Origin of the sequence: Anaeromyxobacter sp. SG17 (genome assembly GCF_022690695.1) — a bacterium.
Taxonomy (GTDB): domain Bacteria; phylum Myxococcota; class Myxococcia; order Myxococcales; family Anaeromyxobacteraceae; genus Anaeromyxobacter; species Anaeromyxobacter soli.
The window spans coordinates 1-20,412 of record NZ_JALCYX010000073.1 but is presented as its reverse complement, the minus strand read 5'-3'; the positions used below and the strand labels follow the sequence as shown (position 1 = coordinate 20,412).

The following is a 20,412-nucleotide window of genomic DNA, read 5'->3' as shown; positions in this document are numbered from 1 at the left end:
CGCCGGGCGCGGACGAACGCCGCCGCCGCCTCGACGCAGGCGCGCGCGTCGTCGGCCTTGGGGTCCGGAGCGTCCGGCAGGAACGCCCGGAGCCGCTCGCGCGCGGGCTCCGGGAGCTTCGCCCCGGCGAGCACGAGCGGCCAGGTCCGCCCGGTGTAGTGGAGCTCCGCCGCCGCGACGACGACCGCGCGCGCCTCGCGCGGCGAGAGGAGCCGGGCGGCGCGGGCGGCGTCCGCGGCGGCGCGGACCGCGACGAGCGGGACGGTGAGCGGCCGGAACGCGTGCTCCGCGTCGCCGTGCAGGAGCGCCACCTCCGCGTCGTCGTCGAGGACGCCGTCCCGGTAGGCGCGAAAGATCGCCCCGACCCCCACCACGCCATGCCGCTCGAGCTCCGCGGCGCGCAGCGCGCCCATGCTCGCGCCGCCGAAGACCGCCACGCCCGCGTCGAGCGCGGCGAGGAGCTCGTGGTGCCAGACCGAGGGCGTCGTATCGAAGAGGCCGTCGACGAGGGCGATCGCGAGCGGCCGGGCGGGGAGGACCGCGAGGACGTCCCCGGCGCGGGCGGGCGGGAGGACCCGGCATGGCGCGAGGCGGCTCGCCTCGGCGGCGTGCAGCGACGGGCCGAGGAAGACGACGAGATCGTCCGGGCGCGCGCGGGTCGTCATCAGAGGAGCTCCGAGAGGAGGAGGCCGGGGACGGCGACCTTCACGACGTGCACGCCGGGCGGAGCGGAGAGCTCGACCGCGACGGCCCGGGCGATCCCGGCGCGCCGGAGCCGGGCGAGCACCGCGCGCACGCCCGCGGCGGCGGCGCCCGCGCCTCGCACGCCGGGCATCCGCCCCGCGTCGCGCCGCGCCCGGGTCCCGCCGAGGAGCGCGGCGAGCCCCTTCGCCGCGCGGCGGTCGCCGAGCGCCACGTCCTCGCGGGCGCCGTGGATCTCGGTGGCGCGCGACTGCGCGGCCTCGAGGAGCGCCGCGTGGAGCGCCTCGTCCGGCTCGAGCCGGCAGGCGTAGCCGGCCGCCAGCGGCACCGCCCCGTGCTCGACGTCCGCGACCAGCGCGGCGGCGCAAGGCAGGGTGGGCCCGTCGGCGGCCGCGGAGGCGTCGAGGAGGTGGACCTGGAACCCCCGCGCCTCGAGCCGCCCGGCGAGCGCCGCGGCCCGGGGCGCTGCCCGCGCCAGCGAGCTGCGATCGAGGAGCCGCGCCGTGACCGCCTCCTCCGTGAAGCCCTCCGGCAAGGCCCGGGCGAGCAGATCGCGCTCGACGGCCTCGAGGAGGGCGTGGAGGAGCGCGGCGGCGCGGTCCTCGTGCGCCCCCATGCCGTTCGAGGTCCAGGGGACCACCGCGGCGCCGAGGAGCGGCCCGCCGGCGGGCGGGCAGTGGACGGCGCAGGCCGGGACGAGCGCGGGCGCGCCGCCGAGCAGGTCCTGGCCGATGCGCCAGGCGAGGCGGAGCTCCGACGCCCCCGGCTCCGTCCGCTCCGGCGCGAGCGCCTCCGGCCGCACGACGGCGGCCTCGCCGTGATGTGCGGCGAGGTCGGTCGCGGCGCCCCAGGCCTCCACCTCGGCGCGCTCCGCGGCCCACAGCTCCGCCGCCTCCAGGAGCGCGCCTTGGGCGGCGCGCTCGAACGTGTCGCCCTTGCCGTTCGTGACCTGGAGGACGTGCGCTCCGGGCCGCACCGCGCTCGCCACCTCCACGCCGGTGCGGTCGAGCCCGGTCAGGCGCGCGATGCGGGTCACGCCGAGCGCCACGGCGAGTGAGCCGTCCCTAAGGGGACGGAGGGCTTTGGGCATGCGCGGGTTTATATCTCGGGCAGGCCGCCCGCTGGCAGGCCGCCGCATCCCCAACGAGGAGATCTCCATGACGGAGAGCCCGGTCGACCTGGCGCTCGCCCATTACGAGAAGAACGCTGCCATCTACCTCGACGAGCTGAAGCGGCTCGTCCGCATCCCGAGCGTCTCGTTCGCGGGGTTCCCGGAGGTCGAGGTCGCGCGCAGCGCCGACGCGGTCGCCGAGCTCCTGAGGCGCCGCGGCTTCGAGAAGGTCGAGGTGCTGAAGGTGGAGGGGGCGCACCCCTACGTCTTCGGCGAGCGGATCGAGGATCCCGCCGCGCCCACGCTCCTCCTCTACGCGCACCACGACGTGCAGCCGCCCGGCGAGACGGAGCTCTGGAAGTCGCCGCCGTTCGAGCCCTCCGAGCGCGACGGCCGGCTGTTCGGCCGGGGCGCCGCGGACGACAAGGCCGGCATCCTCGTGCACGCGGCCGCGGTGGACGCCTGGGTGCGCGGGGCGCGGAAGATGCCGCTCAACGTCAAGATCGTGATCGAGGGCGAGGAGGAGATCGGCTCCGAGCACCTCGCCGCCTTCATCGGCCGCTACCGCTCGAAGCTCGACGCGGACGCGATGGTGCTCACCGACACGGGCAACGTGGACGTCGGGCTGCCCTCGGTGACGATCGCGCTCCGGGGCCTCGTCACCGCCGACGTGGAGGTGCGCGCGCTCGACCAGAGCCTGCACTCCGGCATGTGGGGGGGCCCGGTGCCCGACCCGGCCATGGCGCTCGCGAAGATGCTCGCGGGGCTCGTCGATCGCGACGGGCGCATCGCCATCCGCGGGATCTACGACAAGGTCCGGCCGATGACGCGCGAGCAGCGGCGCGCCATCGAGCAGCTCCCCGTCACGGTCGAGGAGTTCCGCAAGCAGGCCCGGCTGCGGCCCGGGGTGCAGCTCCTCGGCGGGAACCACCCCCTCGAGGTGAACTGGTGGGAGCCGGCGCTCGCCGTCAACGCGCTGCAGGCGTCGTCGCGCAAGGACGCGCGCAACATCATCAACGACGTGGCCTGGGCGCGCGTGGGGATCCGGCTCGTGCCGGACATGGATCCGGTGGAGACGCGCGACGCGCTCGTGCAGCACCTCCAGGCCGCCGCACCGTGGGGCGTCGAGGTGCACGTGAAGGTCGAGACCGCGGGCGCGCCCTGGATCACCGACGTGCGTCACCCCGCCTTCGACGCGGCGTTCCGCGCGCTCGAGAAGGGGTTCGGCCGGCAGGCGCTGGCGATCGGGTGCGGCGGCTCCATCGGCTTCGTCCAGCCGTTCGCCGACGCGCTCGGCGGCGTCCCGGCGCTCCTCATCGGCGTCGAGGATCCCGCCTCGAACGCTCACTCCGAGAACGAGAGCCTCCACCTCGGCGACTTCCAGAAGGCGATCCGGAGCGCGATCCACCTCTACGCCGAGCTCGCCTCGGCGCTGGCTCGAAAGGCGTAGGCGCGGCCGGCGCGCACCCGCTCGACCGGCAGGTGGGGGCAAGCACGCAGGGCGCCCGCGCGTGGGCGCCGGAGGTCGCGCGGCGCCCGGGGACCCGCCCGAGTATCATGCGCGGCGTCTCCGGGCGGTCGCGCGTCGCCCGGGGGCGCACTGGAGTCGCGGCGCCGCCGTGACGGATTTTCAAGGAGAACGGATGGTTCCGCCGAGGAGAGGCAGCACCGCACCCGCGGAGGCCCGGGCGCTCGAGCGCGCCCGGGACGTCCCGAACGCGCGCACCGCCACGGACGTGGAGGCGCTGAAGCGAGCCTTCGCCGACCACCTGCAGTACTCGCAGGGCGCCGACGAGCACAGCGCCACCGCGCTCGACCGCTACTTCGCGGTCGCCTACTCCGTGCGCGATCGAATGATGCGCCGCTGGATCCAGACGCAGCAGGCGTACTACCGGGAGGACGCGAAGCGGGTCTACTACCTCTCGCTCGAGTTCCTGATGGGCAGGGCGCTCGAGAACAACCTCCTCAACCTCGGGCTCTACGACCCGATGCGCGGCGCCCTGAAGGACCTCGGGCTCGACCTCGCCGACCTCCTCTCGCAGGAACCCGACGCCGGCCTCGGCAACGGCGGCCTCGGCAGGCTCGCGGCCTGCTTCCTCGACTCGCTCGCGACGCTCGGGTACCCGGCCACCGGCTACGGCATCCGCTACGAGTTCGGGATCTTCGACCAGGAGATCCGCAACGGCTACCAGGTGGAGCGGCCCGAGGAGTGGCTGCGCTTCGGGAACGCCTGGGAGATCCCGCGCCCGGAGAGCGTCGTCCCGGTCGCGTTCTACGGGCGGACCGAGCACGGCGTGGACGAGCGCGGCCGGCTGCGGGTGCGGTGGGCGGACGCGCGCCACGTGCTCGGCATGCCGTACGACGTGCCGGTGGCGGGGTACCGCAACGACACCGTGAACACGCTGCGGCTCTGGCGGGCGCGCGCGTCGCAGGAGCTCGACCTCGCGGACTTCAACGCGGGCGACTACCTCGCCGCCGTCGAGGACAAGGGGTTCTCCGAGAACATCTCGAAGGTCCTCTACCCGAACGATCTCACGGTGATGGGCAAGGAGCTCAGGCTCCAGCAGCAGTACTTCTTCGTGTGCTGCTCCATCCACGACATCGTGCTCCGCTACCTCCGGACGCACGAGGATTTCTCGCGCTTCCCGGACAAGGTCGCGATCCAGCTCAACGACACCCACCCGGCCGTCGCCATCGCCGAGCTCATGCGCGTCCTCGTGGACGAGCGCGCGCTCGAGTGGGACGCGGCGTGGGAGATCTGCCGCGCGACCTTCGGCTACACGAACCACACCCTCATGCCGGAGGCGCTCGAGCGCTGGTCCGTCGACCTGTTCGGGCGCGTGCTGCCGCGCCACCTCGAGATCGTCTACGAGATCAACCGGCGCTTCCTCGAGGGCGTCCGCGCCGCGAGCCGCGCCGACGAGGGCGCGCTCGCGCGGATGAGCATCATCGAGGAGCAGCCGGTGAAGCAGGTCCGGATGGCGAACCTCGCCGTCGTGGGCTCGCGGTCGGTGAACGGCGTGGCCGCGCTGCACACCGAGCTCCTGAAGCGCGAGCTCTTCAAGGACTTCCACGCGCTCTGGCCGGAGCGGTTCAACAACAAGACGAACGGCGTCACCCCGCGCCGCTGGCTCCTCCAGTCGAACCCCGACCTCTCGGCGGCGATCACCGACGCGATCGGCCCGGGCTGGATTACCGACGCCGAGAAGCTCCGCGCGCTCGAGCCCCTCGCCGACGACGCCGGCTTCCGCCGGCTGTTCCGGCGCATCAAGCGCGACAACAAGGCGCGCCTCGCCGAGATCGTCCGCGCGGAGAACGGGCTCACGCTCGACCTCGACTCGATCTTCGACGTCCAGGTGAAGCGCATCCACGAGTACAAGCGGCAGCTCCTCAACGTGCTCCGCGTCGCCGCGGAGTACCTGCGCATCAAGGAGGACCGCTCGTACCAGCCGTACCCCCGCGCCTACCTGTTCGGCGGGAAGGCCGCGCCGGGCTACGCCATCGCGAAGTGGGTCATCAAGCTCGTGGGCTCGGTCGCGGACGTGGTGAACCACGACGTGGACGTGCAGGGGCGGATCACCGTCGGGTTCCTCAAGAACTACCGGGTGTCGCTCGCCGAGCGGATCTTCCCGGCCGCGGACGTCTCCGAGCAGATCTCCACCGCGGGCAAGGAGGCGTCCGGCACGGGGAACATGAAGTTCGCCCTGAACGGCGCGCTCACCATCGGCACGCTCGACGGGGCGAACGTGGAGATCCGCGACGAGGTCGGCGCGGAGAACTTCTTCCTCTTCGGGCTCACCGTCGAGCAGGTGCAGGCGCTCCGGGGGCGCGGCTACGATCCGTGGGAGGTCTACCGCGGCGACCGGCGGCTGAAGGGGGTCCTCGACGCGCTCGCGTCGGGCGTCTTCTCCCCCGGCGAGCCGGCCCTGTTCCGTCCCGTGGTGGACTCGCTCCTCAACGGCGGCGATCCCTACCTCGTGCTCGCCGACTTCGCCGCGTACTGCGCGTGCCAGGAGGAGGTCGAGCGGGCGTACCGCGACCCGGAGGGCTGGACGCGGATGGCGATCCTGAACGTCGCGCGCACCGGCAAGTTCTCCTCCGACCGGACGATCCGGGACTACGCCGAGCAGATCTGGAAGATCGCGCCGGTCCGCCGCGGCTAGAGCGGCCGATCAGGATTCGCGGCGGGCTCGCGGGCGAGGCGCGCGCACCCCGCGCCGGCGTCCGCCCGCCGCGGGCGTGGCGCGCGCCCGCCGCTTCCAGCCGTAGCGGGCGAGCTCGACGCGGCCGCGCTCGTCGAAGCGGATCCCCTCCGCCTCGAGCAGGTCCCGCTGCACCGCCGCGCCGATCGGGTCGAGGATCGAGATGGCCGCGTGGCCGCGCGGGCGCGCGCCGAGGACGCGCTGCCAGGGCACGTCGTGGCGCGCGCCGCGGAGCGCGGCGAGCGCGTACCCCACCTGCCGGGCGCCGTGCGGCTTGCCCGCCGCGAGCGCCACCTCGCCGTAGGTCGCGACGCGCCCTCGCGGGATGCGGCGCACGACCCGGTAGATGCGCGACCAGCCAGAGGGGAGCGTCACGCGGTGAAGGTTAGACGAGGGACCTCGCCGCGGGAAGCGCGGGCCGGCGCGCGACCGCGGCAGCCCGAGCGCGGATCGCCACATTGCCTTTCAGTGAGAGGGTCGCGTACCCTGCGTCGCGCATGGGTCGCCTCCTCCCCGCGGTCGCACTCCTCGCCGGCGCCGCCGCCTGCGCAGATGCGGGGCCGTGCCCCATGCCGCTCGAGGTCTGCGGCGGCACCTGCATGGACATCCGCTCCGACCCGCGGAACTGCGGCGCCTGCGGTCACGCGTGCGGAGCGGGCCTGACCTGCAGTGACGGCCAGTGTGCTGCGGACGGCGGGGGCGCGTGCGCCGCGCGCGGCGGGGGCGCCTTCGTGACGCTCGAGAAGTGCGGCGAGACCGTGAAGCTCTGGATCACGAACGAGGTGTTCGTCACGAGCGCCGAGGCGCTCCTGCGCGGGGAGCCGGTCTCGGGGATCCCGGTGCTCGACCTCCAGGCCGGCTCCGACTGCGACGCCCAGTGGACGTGGCACGCCGACGCGGCCACTGCCTCGTTCGCGGGAGCGACGGTGGGTGGGTGCGACGTGTGCCCGAGCGACATCGAGCGGGCGCTCTCGTACTACGTCCTCGAGGTGCGCTCCTGGTGCCCCTCGTCGCCGAAGGTGATCGCGGTCGACCCCCGGTGAACGCCCCGTTCCGGGCGGCCCGCCCTGCGAACTTCCTTTGCGTGGCGGCGGGGGCGCGCTAGCTTCCGGTCATGAAGACGCCTCGCCTCGTCGCCGCCACGGCCGCGCTCGCCCTCACGGCGGGCTGCGGCTTCCAGTCCATCCCCCAAGCCGAGAACGCCGTCACGGCCGCGTGGGCCGAGGTGGAGAACCAGTACCAGCGGCGCGCCGACCTGATCCCGAACCTCGTCGAGACCGTGAAGGGGTACGCGACGCACGAGCGCGAGACGCTCGAGGCGGTCATGAACGCGCGCGCGCAGGCCACCCAGGTGAAGCTCAGCGCCGAAGAGCTCACGCCCGAGAACATGAAGCGGTTCGAGCAGGCCCAGGGGGCGCTGCAGAGCGCGCTCGGGCGGCTCCTCGCGGTCGCCGAGAACTACCCGAACCTGAAGGCGAACGAGAACTTCCGCGACCTGCAGGCGCAGCTCGAGGGGACCGAGAACCGGATCGGGATCGCCCGGCGCCGCTACATCGAGCAGGTGCAGCAGTTCAACAACCTCGTCACCGTCCCGCCGACGAGCTGGACGAACGCGCTCATGTACAAGAAGCAGCCGAAGGCGCAGTTCACCGCGACGACGCAGGGCGCCGAGAAGGCGCCCGCCGTGAAGTTCTAGCGGGGCCACGTGCGCGCCCTCGCCGTCGCCGCGCTCGTCGCGGTCGCCTCCGTCTCCGCCCCGGCGCGCGCCGAGGCGCCCATCCCGCCGCTCTCGGGGCCGGTGGTGGACCAGGCCGGCCTCCTCGGGCGCGACGACGTGCGCCGCCTCGAGGGGCTCGCGCGCGCCGCCCGCGGCGTGGAGGGCGGGACGGGGGTGCAGCTCCAGTACCTCGTCGTCCGGTCCCTCGACGGGGAAGCCATCGAGGACTACTCGATGCGCGTCGCGGAGGCCTGGAAGGTCGGGACCCGCGGGAAGGACAACGGCGTGCTCGTCACGGTCGCCGTCGAGGACCGCGCCGTGCGCATCGAGGTCGGCGGCGGGCTCGAGGGTGGGCTCACCGACGTGCAGTCGTCCCGGATCATCCGCGGCACGATCGTGCCCGCGTTCCGCGAGAAGCGCTTCGGAGAGGGGCTGTACGACGCCGGGGTCCAGATCCTCGGCGCGCTCGGCGCGCTGCCCTCGGGCGTGGAGCCGGTGCGCCGCGCCGCGCCGAGGGCGCGCTTCTCCTCGCTCGCGTTCATCCTCCTGTTCATCGTCGTGTTCCTCGTCCGGAGCCTCTCCGGCTTCGGGCCGCGGCGGCGCCGCCACCTCTGGTGGGGAGGCGGCCCGTGGATGGGCGGCGGCTGGGGCGGAGGAGGCGGCTTCGGCGGCGGCGGTGGCGGCGGCTGGTCGGGCGGCGGCGGCGGGTTCTCGGGCGGCGGCGCCTCGGGGCGCTGGTAGGAGGGACCGGTGACCATCGAGCGGCACTTCGGAGAGGACGTCCGCACGCGCATCGCCGAGGCGGTCCGGCGCGCGGAGGCGCTCTCGCGCGGCCAGCTCGTCCCCGTGGTCGTCGAGAAGAGCGATGCGTACCCGGAGGCCCGCTACCGGGGCGCGCTGCTCCTCGCCGCCCTCGCGACGGCGGCCGTGGTCGGCCTCCACCTCCCGCTCACGCTCGCGGAGCTCCCGCTCGTCCAGCTCGCGGCGGGCATCGCCGGCGCCCTGCTCGCGAGCTGGGATCCCGTCGAGCGCCTCCTCGTCGGCGCGCGCTCCATGGACGAGGCGGTGCGCGCCCGCGCGACGCGCGCGTTCCACGAGCACGGGCTGCACCGGACCGCCGAGGGCACGGGCGTGCTCGTGTTCGCCTCGCTGTTCGAGCGCGAGGCGGTCGTGCTCGGGGATCGCGGCATCCACGAGAAGATGGGCGCCGACTGGGACCGGGCCGTCGCGGCGCTCGTCGAGGGGATGCGGGCAGGGGATCCGGGCAAGGGCTTCGTGGACGCGATCGCGCTCAGCGGCGCTCGCCTCGCCGAGCACTTCCCGGCGGTGCCCGGGCAGCACGCGCCGCGGAACGAGCTCGAGGATCAGATCCGCGCGTCGAGGACCTAGCGCTCCCCGCTCGGGCGAGCGACGCCGAGCGGCCCCGGCGCCCTCGTGAAGACCGATCAGTCCTCCTCCTGGCGGCCGAACAGGAGCTGGACGAACGCCTTGTCCTCAGGCGACGTGAACACGTAGACGTGGTCGCCGGGCTCGAGCACGGTCCGCCCGCGCGCGGCGACGAGCTCGCGACCCCGGGCGACGAGCATCACGGCCGAGCCCTCCGGGATCGTGAGCTCCGAGATGCGCGAGCCTGCCACGGCGCTGGCCCGCTCGACGTAGAACGAGATCACCTCGCCGGCGAGCCGCTGCGTCGAGTGGATCTCCAGCATGGCGCGCGGCGTCGGCGTGGCCTGGACCTCGAGGCCGAGCCGGCGCGCGACCCAGCCGATCGAGGTGCCCTGCACCACCGCGCTCACCACGACCACGAAGAACACGAGGTCGAAGACGTGCCGCGCGACGGGGAGGCCGGCGAGCACCGGGAACGTCGCGAGCATGATGGGGACGGCGCCGCGCAGGCCGACCCAGGAGATGAACGCGATCTCGCGCAGCGGCAGCCGGAACGGCAGGAGGAGCAGGATCACCACGAGCGGCCGCGCGACGAAGGCGAGGAACAGGCCGAGGAGGAGCCCCGGGCCGGCGACGCTGGCGAGGCGCGACGGGAACGCGAGCAGGCCGAGGAGGAGGAACATCGCCACCTGGCTGAACCAGGCGATCGCGTCGTGCACGCGCCGGAGGCCGGTCGCGTACGGCAGCGGGCCGTTCCCGAGCACCACCGCCGCCGCGTACACCGCGACGAAGCCGCTCCCGTGGACCAGCGTCGGCGCGCCGAACGCGAAGCACGCGAGCGCGATGGTGAGCACCGGGTAGAGCCCGGTCGCCGAGAGCCGCGCCCGCGCGAGCAGCCAGCGGCCGGCGTACCCGACGGCGACCCCGCCGGCGAGCCCGATGGCGAGCTGCAGGACGACGTCGAGCGCGATCCCCGCGCCGGGCCGCTCGCCGGCGACGAGCGCGCCCGTCACCGCGAGCGTCAGGATCACCGCCATGGGATCGTTCACGCCCGACTCGACCTCGAGCAGGTGCGCGAGCCGCTGCCGGATGCTGACCCCGGCCCCGCGGAGGACCGAGAACACCGCCGCCGCGTCCGTGGAGGAGACGATCGCCCCCACGAGGAGAGCCTCGGTCGGGCCGAGCCCGAGCGCGCGGGCGCCGAGCGCCATCACCGCGGCCGTCCCGGCGACGCCCACCGTGGCGAGCGCCGTGGCGGGGGCGAGGACGCGGCGCAGGCTCGCGAGGTCGGTGTTGAGGCCGCCGTCGAAGAGGATGAGGGTGAGCGCGACCGTGCCGATCCGGAACGTGAGCGCGTAGTCCTCGAACGCGATCTGCCCGAGCCCCTCCGAGCCGGCGAGCATGCCGACGAGCAGGAACAGGAGCGCGACGGGGAGGCCGAGCCTGCCCGAGGCGCGCGAGGCGAGCACGCTCGCCGCCAGGAGGATCCCGACGGCGGCGAGCAGGAGGGCGGTGGGGAGCGGCTCCGTCGGCACTCGGTCCAGGGTAAGGGAGAACCGCTCCGCGGTCGCGCGCGCGCTCGGGTGCCCCGCCCCCCTGGTGTTCCCGGGCGCCGCGGGCTAGATGACGGGCCATGTCCCTGGACCTCTCGATCGAGGCGCTGCGCCAGCTCTACGCGTCCGTGGAACGCCTCGCCGAGGAGCACCTCGCGACGCTGGACGAGCGGCCGATCACGCCTCGCGCCTCGGGCGCCGAGCTCGAGGCGCGCCTCGCACGGCCGATCCCGGAGGAAGGGGTCGGTCTGGCCGTGGTGGACGGCCTCCGCGAGATCGCCGCCGGCTCGCGCGCGCAGAACGGCAGGTTCCTCGGCTACGTGCTCGGCTCCGGCGAGCCGGCGGGGGCCGCCGCGGACCTGCTCGCGAGCGTGCTGAACCAGAACGTCACCGCCTGGCGCTCGGCTCCCGCCGGGGTGACGATCGAGCGGAGCCTCATCGCGTGGCTCGCCGGCGCGCTCGGCTGCGCGGGGTTCGCGGGGAGCCTCACGGGCGGCGGCTCCTCCGCGAACATGATGGGGCTCGCGATGGCCCGCGAGGCCCGCGCCCCTGCGAACGAGCGGGGCGCCGCGGGCGGGGTCGTGTACGCCTCGCGCGAGGTGCACATGTCGGTCGGCAAGGCCGTCGCGCTGCTCGGGCTCGGGCGCGAGAACCTCCGGCTCGTCCCGGTGGACGCGGCGTTCCGGATGCGCCCCGACGCGCTCGAGCGCGAGATCGCCCGCGACGTCGAGGCGGGACGCGTCCCCGTCGCGGTGGTCGCCACGGCGGGGACGGTCGCCACCGGCGCGATCGACCCGCTCGCCGAGATCGCCGGCGTCGCGAGGCGGCACGGGGCGTGGCTGCACGTGGACGGGGCGTACGGCGCGCTCGCGGCGCTCGCGCGGCCGGAGAAGCTCGAAGGGCTGGCGCTCGCCGACTCCCTCTCGCTCGACGCGCACAAGTGGCTGTACCAGTCGGTGGACTGCGGGTGCCTGCTCTACCGGGATCGGGCGGCGGCGCGCCGGGCGTTCTCGCACTCGGGCGCGTACGTGCAGACCTCGACGGAGGATCCCGTCGAGGGGTTCGCGTTCTTCGACGAGTCGATGGAGCTCTCGCGGCGCTTCCGCGCGCTCCGCCTGTGGACGTCGTTGCAGTTCCACGGCGCCGCGGCGTTCCGCGCGGCGATTGCGCGCGATCTCGCGCACGCGCAGCGCCTCGCGGAGTTCGTCCGGCGGGAGCCGCGGCTGGAGCTGCTCGCCCCGGTCGAGCTCTCGGCGGTCTGCTTCCGCGTGCGCGGGGACGACGCCGACCGGCGGAACGCCGCGGTGCTCGCCGCGGTGAACCGCCGCGGGCGCGTGTACCTGTCGAACGCCGTCCTCGACGCGGCGTTCGCGCTCCGCGCCTGCTTCGTGAACCACCGGACGTCGGAGGCGGACGTGGACGCCGTCGTCGAGGAGGTGCTCGCGGCAGCGGACGGGAGCTAGTCCCCGCTACGCGCCGCCCGGCCGCCGCAGCGCGCAGGCGCGGCACAGCGGGTGATCCTCGTACGCGGCGACGAGCGCGCGGAACCGCTCGCCGGCCCAGATCGCGCCGAGCGGCGCCTCCGCCACGGAGCCGAGCGCGCCGAGGCCGCCCCGTGCGGCGGCGGGGTGCGGGCAGGGGGCGAACGTTCCGTCCGGGTGGACCCAGGCCTCGCGTCCGATGAACGGGCAGGGCCCCCGCGGCGCGGGCGCAGCCGGATCGGGGGCGAGCTCGACCGCGTTCTGGAGGAGGACGCGCGCGCCGCTCGGCAGGCGCGTCGCCTCGGCGGCGTCGCGGGCAGCGCGCACGGCGGCGTTCCACCGCCCGATCGCCTCGGGCGAGCGGCGGAGGGAGCCGGCCTCGAGGCCGGGCAGCCGCGGCTGGAGGTGGTTCAGCTTCACCCGGTCCACCCCAAGCGAGGCGGCGAGCCGGACGATCCCGGCGAGCTCGCCGACGTTCGCCTCCTGGGCGGTGACCTGGAAGGAGACCCGGCAGCGGCGGCCGCCCTCCCGCGCGGACGCGTCTCGCGCGGCGACCAGCATCCGGACGTTCTCCACCGCCGCCTCGAAGCGCAGCCCGCCCATCACCGCCGCGGCCGTGGCCGCGGTGGCGCCGTTCCAGGAGAGCTTCACGTCCGAGGCGACGGGCACGAGCCGCGCCGCCCAGGCCGCCGCGCCGCGCCCGGGAAAGGTGCCGTTCGTCGTGAGGTTCAGCGCGAGGCCGTTCGCCGCGCAGAGCTCCAGGAGCGCGTCGAGCCCCTCCCACAGGAGCGGCTCCCCCAGCGTCGAGGGGATGACCTCCGCGAGCGGCGAGCCGCGGCGCTCCTCGAGGACGCGTCGCGCCAGCTCCGGGTCCATGCGCCGGGGCGCACGCGCCCGGCCCGCCGCCCGCGCCGCCCCGCACTCGCACATCGCGCAGGCGAGATTGCAGTCGTCGGGGTTGGTGACGAAGGTGAGCCGCCACGGCCCGTCGGGGCCACCGGGGGGGCGGGCGCACCGAGCGCGCGAGGCGTGCGTTGACAAGGCGTCCGTTGTAACGGAAAAGGGACCCCACATGAAGAGTGCGCGAGAGAGCCCGAAGCGTGGCAAGCGGCCGGCCAGCCCTGCGCCCGAGGCGCGCCCGGTGCCCGAGCCCGACGAGTCGGCGGAGCACGCCGTGCAGCGGGACCTCACGCCGGTGGTGGGCGCGAACCTGCGCAGGCTCCGGAACCAGCGCGGGCTGTCGCTCGAGCGGCTGTCGCACCTCTCGGGCGTCTCTCGCGCGATGCTCGGCCAGATCGAGCTCGGCCAGAGCGCGCCGACCATCAACGTCCTCTGGAAGATCTCGTCGGCGCTCAGCGTACCGTTCTCGGCCCTCATCACGGCCCGCGGCAGCGCCGGCCCGCACGTGCTCCGCGGGGAGCAGGCGAAGCTCCTGCGCAGCCACGACGGCTCGTTCAGCTCGCGGGCGCTCTTCCCGTTCGACGAGCCCCGGCGCGTCGAGTTCTACGAGCTGCGCCTCTCCCCCGGCGGCGTCGAGCGCGCGGATGCGCACAACCCCGGCACGACCGAGAACCTCGTCGTGGCGCGAGGCGAGGTGGAGATCGAGGTCGGCGGACGCAAGGAGAGCCTCGTCGCCGGGGACGCGATCGTCTTCGAGGCCGACGTGCCCCACGTCTACCGGAGCCGGTCCGACGGCGAGTCGGTCATGTACCTCGTGATGACCTACGCGGACACCGTCGGGTAATCGCGTCGCCTACCCTGTCCGCCCCTCGCGGAGGTGACGCCGCATTCGTGGGACGGCGCCGCCACGGACTCGGCGTAAGATCGTCCTCGCCGTTCGACGGGAGGGGACTTGTCGAGGACGGGGGACATCCTGATCGCGCGTGGGCTCGCCACGCGCGATCGACTCATCGAGGCGCAGCGCGAGGGGCGCGCGCGGCGCGAGCCGATCTGCTCTCGGCTGCTCGCCACCGGGGTTCCCGAGGGTGCGCTCGCCTCCGTCCTCTCCGAGAAGCACGGGGTCCCCGGCGTCGACCTGTCGCGCACGGCGATCGCGCTGCCCGTGCTCGACGTCGTGCCGCGCAGCGTCGCGGAGGGCGACCTCATCCTGCCCCTCTCGCTCGAGGGCGGGCGCCTGCACCTCGCCATGGCGCAACCGGCGGACGAGCGGGTCCTCTCCGAGGTCCGGTTCGTCACCGGTCGCGAGGTGTCACCGTACGTGGCCGTCCGCGCCGCGCTCACGCGCGCCATCCAGGAGGGGTACGACTGCCGGGAGAAGGGCGAGCCGCTGTGGTGCGGCGCGGACGCCGGGCCGGGCGGTCCGTTCCTGGCGGCGGTCGTGCCGGGCGGAGATCTGGTCGAGGCGGAGCTCGTGGACGATCTCCCGCCCGGCAGCGCCGACCCGCTCGCGGCTGACGTCTCCGTCGAGGTGGAGCTCGACGTGGCGCCTCCGCGGCCGGCGCGCGCCGACGCGCGGCGGCTCGTGCTGGTCGTGGACGACGAGCCGGAGATCCGGCAGCTGGTGGAGCGGACCCTGACCGCCAAGGGCTACGCCGTCGAGACCGCCGCGGACGGCGCGGAGGCGCTCGACAAGGCCGAGCGGCTCCTGCCGGATCTCGTCCTGCTCGACGCGATGCTGCCGCGGGTGCACGGCTTCGAGGCGTGCCGGAGGCTCAAGGCGGGCACGCACACGCGGAACATCCCCGTGGTGATGATGACCGCGGTGTACCGCGGCTGGCGCTTCGCGGAGGACGCCCGGGAGGCGTACGGGGCGGAGGACTACGTCGAGAAGCCGTTCCGGATCGACGACCTGCTCCGGCGCGTCGAGGCGGCCCTCGACGCCGGCGCGGCGCGCGCGCCCGCGGTCGCGGCCCCCGCGTCGCCGCAGCTCGCGCGCGGGCGCGAGCTCCTCAGCGCAGGCCACGCCGCGGAGGCGATCGCCGTCCTCCACGAGGCCGTGCGCGAGGCCCCCTTCTCCGCCGAGGCGCATCACCTCCTCGGCCGCGCCTTCCGCGCGCGCGGCGAGCACTTCCGCGCGATGACGGAGCTCGAGCGAGCGGTCGAGCTGCGCCCAGGGCACCTCGCCGCGCTGCGCACCCTCGCCGCCCTCTACGAGGAGACCGGCTTCCGCCGGAAGGCCGCCGAGGCGCTCGAGCGCGCGCTCCCGGCCGCCCCCGACGACGCCGCGCGCGGCGCGATCCGGCGGGACCTCCTGCGGCTGCTGTAGCTCGAAGGGGCGCCCGGCGCGCCCGCTTCGCTCGCGGGGCCTCGCGCAGAGCCGACGCGGCCCACCGCCGAGCACCGCGCCTGCGCGAGACCCGCGATCGTGCTCGCGCGCCGTGCACCACGCCGCCTGCGGCTCGGGCGGCGCGCCGCGCCGGCAGAGCTCGGCGCGCCGGGATCTGCCGCCTCTCCGGGCAGCCCCGGGGAGCAGCTGCACGCGCGATGGGCTCGAGGAGGACCGCGGTGGGCCCCGGAGCGGTCGGCATGTCGGCTGCAGAACCTCTCGGCGAACTCACTCTCGCAAGGGGAACGAAATGGATCCGAATCTCGCGGACGTCGCGAAGACGCTCGCAGACACGCAGGCCGCGGTGAACATCATGTGGACGATGATCGCCGGCTTCCTGGTGATGTTCATGCAGGCCGGCTTCGCGCTCGTCGAGACGGGCCTCACGCGCGCGAAGAACGTCGCGCACACGATGGGCATGAACTTCTTCGTCTACGCCATCGGGATCATCGGGTTCTACTTCGTCGGCTTCGGCCTGCAGATGGGCTCGGTCGGCCCGATGGCGACGTTCGGCGGCGACGCGTCCCTCTCGGCGGCGCCGCTGTCGGTGAGCCTGTTCGGCCACGTCTGGAACCTCGCCGGCACGAGCGGCTTCATGCTGCCGCTGCGGATGTTCACGCCCGCGGTGGCGACCATGTTCTTCTTCCAGATGGTGTTCATGGACACCACCTGCACCATCCCGACCGGCGCGCTCGCCGAGCGCTGGAAGTTCAGCTCGTTCGTGATCTTCAGCTTCGTCATCTCGACCGTCATCTACCCGCTCTACGCGAACTGGGTCTGGGGCGGCGGGTGGCTGTCGCAGCTCGGCACGAACCTTGGCCTCGGCCACGGCCACGTGGACTTCGCCGGTTCCTCGGTGGTGCACATGACCGGCGGCGTCATGGCCCTCACGCTCGCGAAGATCATCGGGCCGCGCGCCGGCAAGTACGGGCCGGACGGACGGGTGAACCCCATCCCGGCCCACAACATCCCGCAGGTCATGGTCGGCACGTTCATCCTGGCGTTCGGCTGGTTCGGCTTCAACGCCGGCTCCACCCTCGCCGGCACCGACACGCGCCTCGCGATCGTGGCGACGAACACGATGCTCGCCTCCGCCACGGGCGCCTTCGGCGCCTACCTCTACGTGAAGACCCGCTTCGGCAAGCCGGACCCGACCTGGCTCGCGAACGGCATGCTCGCCGGCCTCGTCGCGATCACGGCGCCGTGCGCCTTCGTCTCCTCCTGGGCGGCGATGCTCATCGGCCTCGTCTCCGGGGTGCTCGTGGTCGTGGCGGCGATGTTCGTCGAGACGAAGCTCCGGGTGGACGACCCGGTCGGCGCCATCGCGGTTCACGGCGTGAACGGCGCGTGGGGGATCCTCTCGGTCGGGCTCTTCGCGAACGGGACGTACGGACAGGGCCTGAACGGCGTTTCGTACGGCGTGACCGGCCTCCTGTACGGCGACGCGGGCCAGCTCGTCGCCTCGCTCGTCGGCATCGCTGCCAACATCCTGTGGGTCGTTCCCGTCGCGGCGCTCGCCTTCGTCGTCATCGGCAAGCTCGTCGGGAACCGCACGTCCGCGGAGGACGAGGCGCTCGGCCTCGACATCCCGGAGATGGGCCTGCTCGGGTATGCGGCCGGCGCCGGGGTGGAGCACGGCGCGGCGCCGAGGCCCGCGCCCGAGGCGGCGCCGATCGCGGCGCCGTCGCTGGCGCGGGAGCACAGCTAGCGGGGGCTGCCCCGGCGGTCGTACCGGGGGGACGCAGCAGGCGCGTCCCCCCGGACCCCCGGCTCGCTCCGGCGCAGCATCCGGCTGCGCCTGCGCTCGCGACACGCCGTGAGCGACGCAATCCTCGGCATGGAGGTTCGTCCGGACCCGGTTCGCTCGCGGGTCCGATCCATCCGGCGGGTGGCCCCGCCTCGGTCGTCGCCTGGTGCGCCACTCCCGCAGCGCCCTCCTGCGCCGCAGATTCGCCTCGGGAGGCGAGCATGCGTGCGACGGTGGACGATGGACGGGAGGTCGCGCGGGCGGCGTTCTGGTTCGCCGCGCGCTGGCTCGGCCTCGTGACGCTGGCGCTCGGGGCGGCCGCCGCGATCGCGATCGCGTCCTGAGGCGCGGCTACACCGCGCGTACGACGGCGAGGATCCTCCGCCGCAGGTCCTCGTCCGGCAGAGGCCCCTCGCCGGCGCGCACGTTGTCGGCGGCGTGGCGCGGATCCGCGGTGGCCGGGATCACGCACGTGACGGCCGGGTGTCCGAGGATCCACTTGAGGAGGAGCTGCGGCCAGGTGGAGCACCCGAGCTCCGCGGCGAAGGCAGGCAGGGGCTCCGCTCGCAGGCGGGCGGCGAGGTCTCCCGACTCGAGCGGCCGCATGACGAGCACGGCGACGCCTCCGTCGCGCGCCGCCCCGAGCAGCCGCGCCTCGGCGTCGCGCACGGCGACCGAGTAGGGGACCTGCACGAAGTCGACGGCGCCGTCCTCGGCGAGCGCGGCGAGCCGGTCGAGCCCGGAGGACGCGTGGTGCGTCGCGCCGACGTAGCGGATCCGGCCGGACGCCTTCCACTCGCGGAGCGTCGCGAGCTGCACGTCGAGGTCGAGCAGGTTGTGCACCTGCACGAGGTCGAGCCGCCCCGGCGCCGCCATGCGCCGCTCCGACTCCTCGAGCTGCGCGAGGCCCGCCTCGCGGCCGGTCGTCCACACCTTGGTGGCGAGGAACGGGCGGGGCTCTGGCTGCGCGCGGACCAGCTCGCCGACCACGGCCTCGGCGCGGCCGTACATCGGCGAGGAGTCGATGAGGCGCCCGCCGCCCTCCCGCAGCACACGCAGCACCTCCGCGAGCGGCGCCCGCTCGGACGGCGCCTCTCCGACGTCGAACGTGCGCCAGGTCCCGAGGCCGATGCACGGCAGCGGCTCGCCGGTGCGGGGAATCGCGCGCGTTCGCATGCGACACCGTTACGGCGTCCGGGGCCTCCGCGGAAGCCCGGCGCGCGCGCGGGCAGGCGGGCCGGCCCGGCGAGGGCTGCGCAGCGTTGGGGACCCAGGACGAAGGAGGCAAGTGATGCGACGAGAAGAGAAGGAGCGGCAGAAGAAGGAGCGAGAGGCTGCCGGTCGCAAGGCGGGCGAGGAGCAGGGCGCGCGTCGCCAGGCCAGCACCGACCGCCGCGAGGAGGAGGGCTACTCGCAGCCCGAGTCGTCTGCGCAGAAGGGCCACCTGCCGCCGGAGCGGTGATCGCGCGCTCACGCCTCGCCGGGGCCCCGGGCCCTCCGGGTCCCCGGCGGGCGGGCATGGGCGGGCCCGGGCCGCACCGTTAAGGAAGGGTGGGAGGTGCGCGATGGCCGAGGCGAGCGGTGGTACGGGTGGGATCCTGCCTCACGGTGAGTCGCTGCGGCGGGCGCTGCGCTGGCTCGACGAGCGGGTCCGCCAGGATCCGACGCTCGACCGGGCGAAGCTCGTGGGAGAGGCCTCCGCTCGACACGATCTCGGGCCGCAGGAGGAGGAGTTCCTGCTCACGCGCTGGGCGCGCGGCGGGTGACGGCCGCCCCCTCGCACGCGCCGGGCTCGGCCTCGATTCGCGGGGGTCGCCCCGCCCCCAGGGCACGCCCTACCTTGGTCGACAGGGTCCGTCGGCGCTCCGGGCCCGCGGAGGCGTGGAATGAGGATCGTCGTCTTCGGGCTGACCGTCAGCTCCACCTGGGGTAACGGCCACGCGACGCTGTGGCGCGGTCTGGCCGCCGCGCTCGGCCGGAAGGGGCACAGGCTCGAGTTCTTCGAGAAGGATCAGCCCTGGTACGCGACCCACCGCGATCTCGACGTGCTCCCGGGCGGTGCGCTCCACCTGTACGGGCGGCTCGCGGAGGAGCGGGTGCGCATCGAGGCGGCGCTCGCCGGCGCGGACGTCGCGATGGTGACGTCCTACTGCCCGGACGCGGCGCTCGTGACGGAGCGAGTGCTCGACTCTTCCGCGCGCGTGAAGGCGTTCTACGATCTCGACACCGGCGTCACGCTCGCGCGCCTCGCGGCGGGGGAGCCCGTCGAGTGGGTCGGTCCAGGCGGCCTCGCGGGCTTCGATCTCGTGCTGTCGTTCACGGGGGGCAAGGCGCTCCGCCTGCTCACCGACCGGCTGGGGGCGCGGAACGCCGCGCCGCTCTACGGCAGCGTGGACCCGGCGGTGTACCGCCCCGCGCCCGCCGCCGCCGCGTTCCGGGGCGATCTCTCCTACCTCGGCACCTTCGCCCCGAGCCGCCAGCGGTCGCTCGAGGCGCTGTTCCTCGAGCCCGCAGCGCGCATGCCGAACCGCACCTTCGTGCTCGCCGGCTCGATGTACGACGCCTCGTTCCCGTGGCGCGAGAACATCCGCTACGTGCGCCACCTCGAGCCGTCGCTTCATCCCGCCTTCTTCTGCTCCTCGCCGCTGACGGTGAACGTGACGCGCGCCGAGATGGCGGCGATGGGCTACTGCCCGTCCCCGCGCCTGTTCGAGGCGTCGGCCTGCGGGGTCCCGGTCCTCTCCGACGGGTTCGAGGGCCTCGACGCGTTCTTCACGCCCGGCGAGGAGATCCTCGTCGCGCGCAACGCGGACGAGGCGATGCACGCCGTCGCGCTGCCGCGCGTCGCGCTCGAGCGGATGGGGCAGCGGGCCCGGGAGCGCGCGCTCGCGGAGCACACCGCGGACGCGCGGGCCGAGGAGCTGGTCACCCTGTGCGAGCGGGCGGCGAGCGGCGTCGCCGACGAAGAGGAGGAGGCTCTCGCTCCTGTCCGCAGCGGATCCGGCGCGAGCGCCGAGCCGCTCGGAGGGCTCGCTTGACACCGCGCGATGCGGTGGAGCACGCCGACTTCTGCGCGCGAATGGTGCGTCGCTACGCCTGAGCCCGGCCCGGCCGCGCGGGTGCGGCCGGGCTCCAGGGCGCTCAGCGGCTCGAGCGGCGCGAGGTCCGCCCGCCCGCCTTGCGCCCGGACGCGCCGCGGCCCCGGCCGCCAGCGACGCGGCCGCCTG

The 20,412-nt window shown here is 74.6% G+C and carries 20 protein-coding genes; 14 read left to right on the top strand and 6 right to left on the bottom strand.

Features of this window, described 5'->3' with window-relative positions; genetic code table 11:
* Together MNY60_RS19615 and MNY60_RS19610 are read right to left on the bottom strand one after the other, a co-directional pair.
* On the bottom strand, positions 1–665 hold a 665-nt coding region (locus tag MNY60_RS19615; RefSeq protein WP_242361536.1), incomplete at its 3' end, for a TfuA-like protein.
* Positions 665–1,792, bottom strand: coding sequence for a YcaO-like family protein (locus MNY60_RS19610; RefSeq protein ID WP_242361534.1), 1,128 nt, complete (start codon positions 1,790–1,792; stop codon positions 665–667). The genes MNY60_RS19615 and MNY60_RS19610, both read right to left, overlap by 1 nt.
* A 67-nt stretch (positions 1,793–1,859) precedes the next feature.
* On the opposite strand from MNY60_RS19610, the gene MNY60_RS19605 reads away from it, so the two are divergent.
* The gene (locus tag MNY60_RS19605) at positions 1,860–3,263 is read left to right on the top strand and encodes a M20/M25/M40 family metallo-hydrolase (RefSeq protein WP_242340442.1); all 1,404 of its coding nucleotides are present in this window, start codon (positions 1,860–1,862) and stop codon (positions 3,261–3,263) included.
* A 193-nt stretch (positions 3,264–3,456) separates the two neighbouring features.
* Complete coding sequence (locus MNY60_RS19600; protein ID WP_242361531.1) at positions 3,457–5,976, top strand: glycogen/starch/alpha-glucan phosphorylase; 2,520 nt, start codon at positions 3,457–3,459, stop codon at positions 5,974–5,976.
* A 9-nt stretch (positions 5,977–5,985) separates the two neighbouring features.
* Here the strand turns inward: MNY60_RS19600 and MNY60_RS19595 are convergent, their stop codons facing one another.
* Positions 5,986–6,390 (bottom strand): MGMT family protein, encoded by a 405-nt coding sequence (locus MNY60_RS19595; protein ID WP_242356342.1) that lies wholly within the window; start codon positions 6,388–6,390, stop codon positions 5,986–5,988.
* 122 nt (positions 6,391–6,512) lie between these two features.
* On the opposite strand from MNY60_RS19595, the gene MNY60_RS19590 reads away from it, so the two are divergent.
* The 4 genes from MNY60_RS19590 (at position 6,513) to MNY60_RS19575 (ending at position 9,121) form a co-directional block, all read left to right on the top strand.
* Positions 6,513–7,058, top strand: coding sequence for a hypothetical protein (locus tag MNY60_RS19590; RefSeq protein ID WP_242361528.1), 546 nt, complete (start codon positions 6,513–6,515; stop codon positions 7,056–7,058).
* Between the two features lie 71 nt (positions 7,059–7,129).
* Positions 7,130–7,711, top strand: a complete 582-nt coding sequence (locus MNY60_RS19585) for a LemA family protein (protein WP_242340446.1) — start codon at positions 7,130–7,132, stop codon at positions 7,709–7,711.
* 9 nt (positions 7,712–7,720) lie between these two features.
* The gene (locus MNY60_RS19580; RefSeq protein WP_242356347.1) at positions 7,721–8,473 is read left to right on the top strand and encodes a YgcG family protein; all 753 of its coding nucleotides are present in this window, start codon (positions 7,721–7,723) and stop codon (positions 8,471–8,473) included.
* A gap of 9 nt (positions 8,474–8,482) precedes the next feature.
* The gene (locus tag MNY60_RS19575; protein ID WP_242340448.1) at positions 8,483–9,121 is read left to right on the top strand and encodes a TPM domain-containing protein; all 639 of its coding nucleotides are present in this window, start codon (positions 8,483–8,485) and stop codon (positions 9,119–9,121) included.
* Between the two features lie 56 nt (positions 9,122–9,177).
* Here MNY60_RS19575 and MNY60_RS19570 read toward each other — a convergent pair whose 3' ends face one another.
* The gene (locus tag MNY60_RS19570; RefSeq protein WP_242356349.1) at positions 9,178–10,653 is read right to left on the bottom strand and encodes a potassium/proton antiporter; all 1,476 of its coding nucleotides are present in this window, start codon (positions 10,651–10,653) and stop codon (positions 9,178–9,180) included.
* A 98-nt stretch (positions 10,654–10,751) separates the two neighbouring features.
* Here MNY60_RS19570 and MNY60_RS19565 point away from each other — a divergent pair, with 98 nt between their 5' ends.
* The gene (locus tag MNY60_RS19565; RefSeq protein ID WP_242361525.1) at positions 10,752–12,134 is read left to right on the top strand and encodes an aminotransferase class V-fold PLP-dependent enzyme; all 1,383 of its coding nucleotides are present in this window, start codon (positions 10,752–10,754) and stop codon (positions 12,132–12,134) included.
* Between the two features lie 6 nt (positions 12,135–12,140).
* Here the strand turns inward: MNY60_RS19565 and MNY60_RS19560 are convergent, their stop codons facing one another.
* Complete coding sequence (locus MNY60_RS19560; RefSeq protein WP_242356355.1) at positions 12,141–13,226, bottom strand: radical SAM protein; 1,086 nt, start codon at positions 13,224–13,226, stop codon at positions 12,141–12,143.
* Here MNY60_RS19560 and MNY60_RS19555 point away from each other — a divergent pair.
* From MNY60_RS19555 to MNY60_RS24010, 4 genes are all read left to right on the top strand, one after another.
* Positions 13,225–13,896, top strand: a complete 672-nt coding sequence (locus MNY60_RS19555) for a helix-turn-helix domain-containing protein (RefSeq protein WP_242340452.1) — start codon at positions 13,225–13,227, stop codon at positions 13,894–13,896. The genes MNY60_RS19560 and MNY60_RS19555 overlap by 2 nt on opposite strands.
* A 108-nt stretch (positions 13,897–14,004) precedes the next feature.
* Positions 14,005–15,378, top strand: coding sequence for a response regulator (locus tag MNY60_RS19550; protein ID WP_242340453.1), 1,374 nt, complete (start codon positions 14,005–14,007; stop codon positions 15,376–15,378).
* A 310-nt stretch (positions 15,379–15,688) separates the two neighbouring features.
* Positions 15,689–17,146, top strand: a complete 1,458-nt coding sequence (locus tag MNY60_RS19545) for an ammonium transporter (protein WP_242340454.1) — start codon at positions 15,689–15,691, stop codon at positions 17,144–17,146.
* Positions 17,147–17,406: 260 nt separating this feature from the next.
* Complete coding sequence (locus tag MNY60_RS24010; protein ID WP_255821535.1) at positions 17,407–17,529, top strand: hypothetical protein; 123 nt, start codon at positions 17,407–17,409, stop codon at positions 17,527–17,529.
* A gap of 7 nt (positions 17,530–17,536) precedes the next feature.
* Here the strand turns inward: MNY60_RS24010 and MNY60_RS19540 are convergent, their stop codons facing one another.
* Positions 17,537–18,361, bottom strand: a complete 825-nt coding sequence (locus tag MNY60_RS19540; protein ID WP_242356357.1) for an aldo/keto reductase — start codon at positions 18,359–18,361, stop codon at positions 17,537–17,539.
* Positions 18,362–18,476: 115 nt separating this feature from the next.
* On the opposite strand from MNY60_RS19540, the gene MNY60_RS19535 reads away from it, so the two are divergent.
* From MNY60_RS19535 to MNY60_RS19525, 3 genes are all read left to right on the top strand, one after another.
* Positions 18,477–18,647 (top strand): hypothetical protein, encoded by a 171-nt coding sequence (locus MNY60_RS19535; RefSeq protein WP_242340458.1) that lies wholly within the window; start codon positions 18,477–18,479, stop codon positions 18,645–18,647.
* 103 nt (positions 18,648–18,750) lie between these two features.
* Positions 18,751–18,951, top strand: coding sequence for a hypothetical protein (locus MNY60_RS19530; RefSeq protein WP_242340455.1), 201 nt, complete (start codon positions 18,751–18,753; stop codon positions 18,949–18,951).
* A 120-nt stretch (positions 18,952–19,071) separates the two neighbouring features.
* A complete protein-coding gene (locus MNY60_RS19525; RefSeq protein ID WP_242340456.1) occupies positions 19,072–20,223 on the top strand; it encodes a glycosyltransferase in 1,152 nt (383 codons plus the stop codon).
* Positions 20,224–20,412 lie beyond the last annotated feature (189 nt).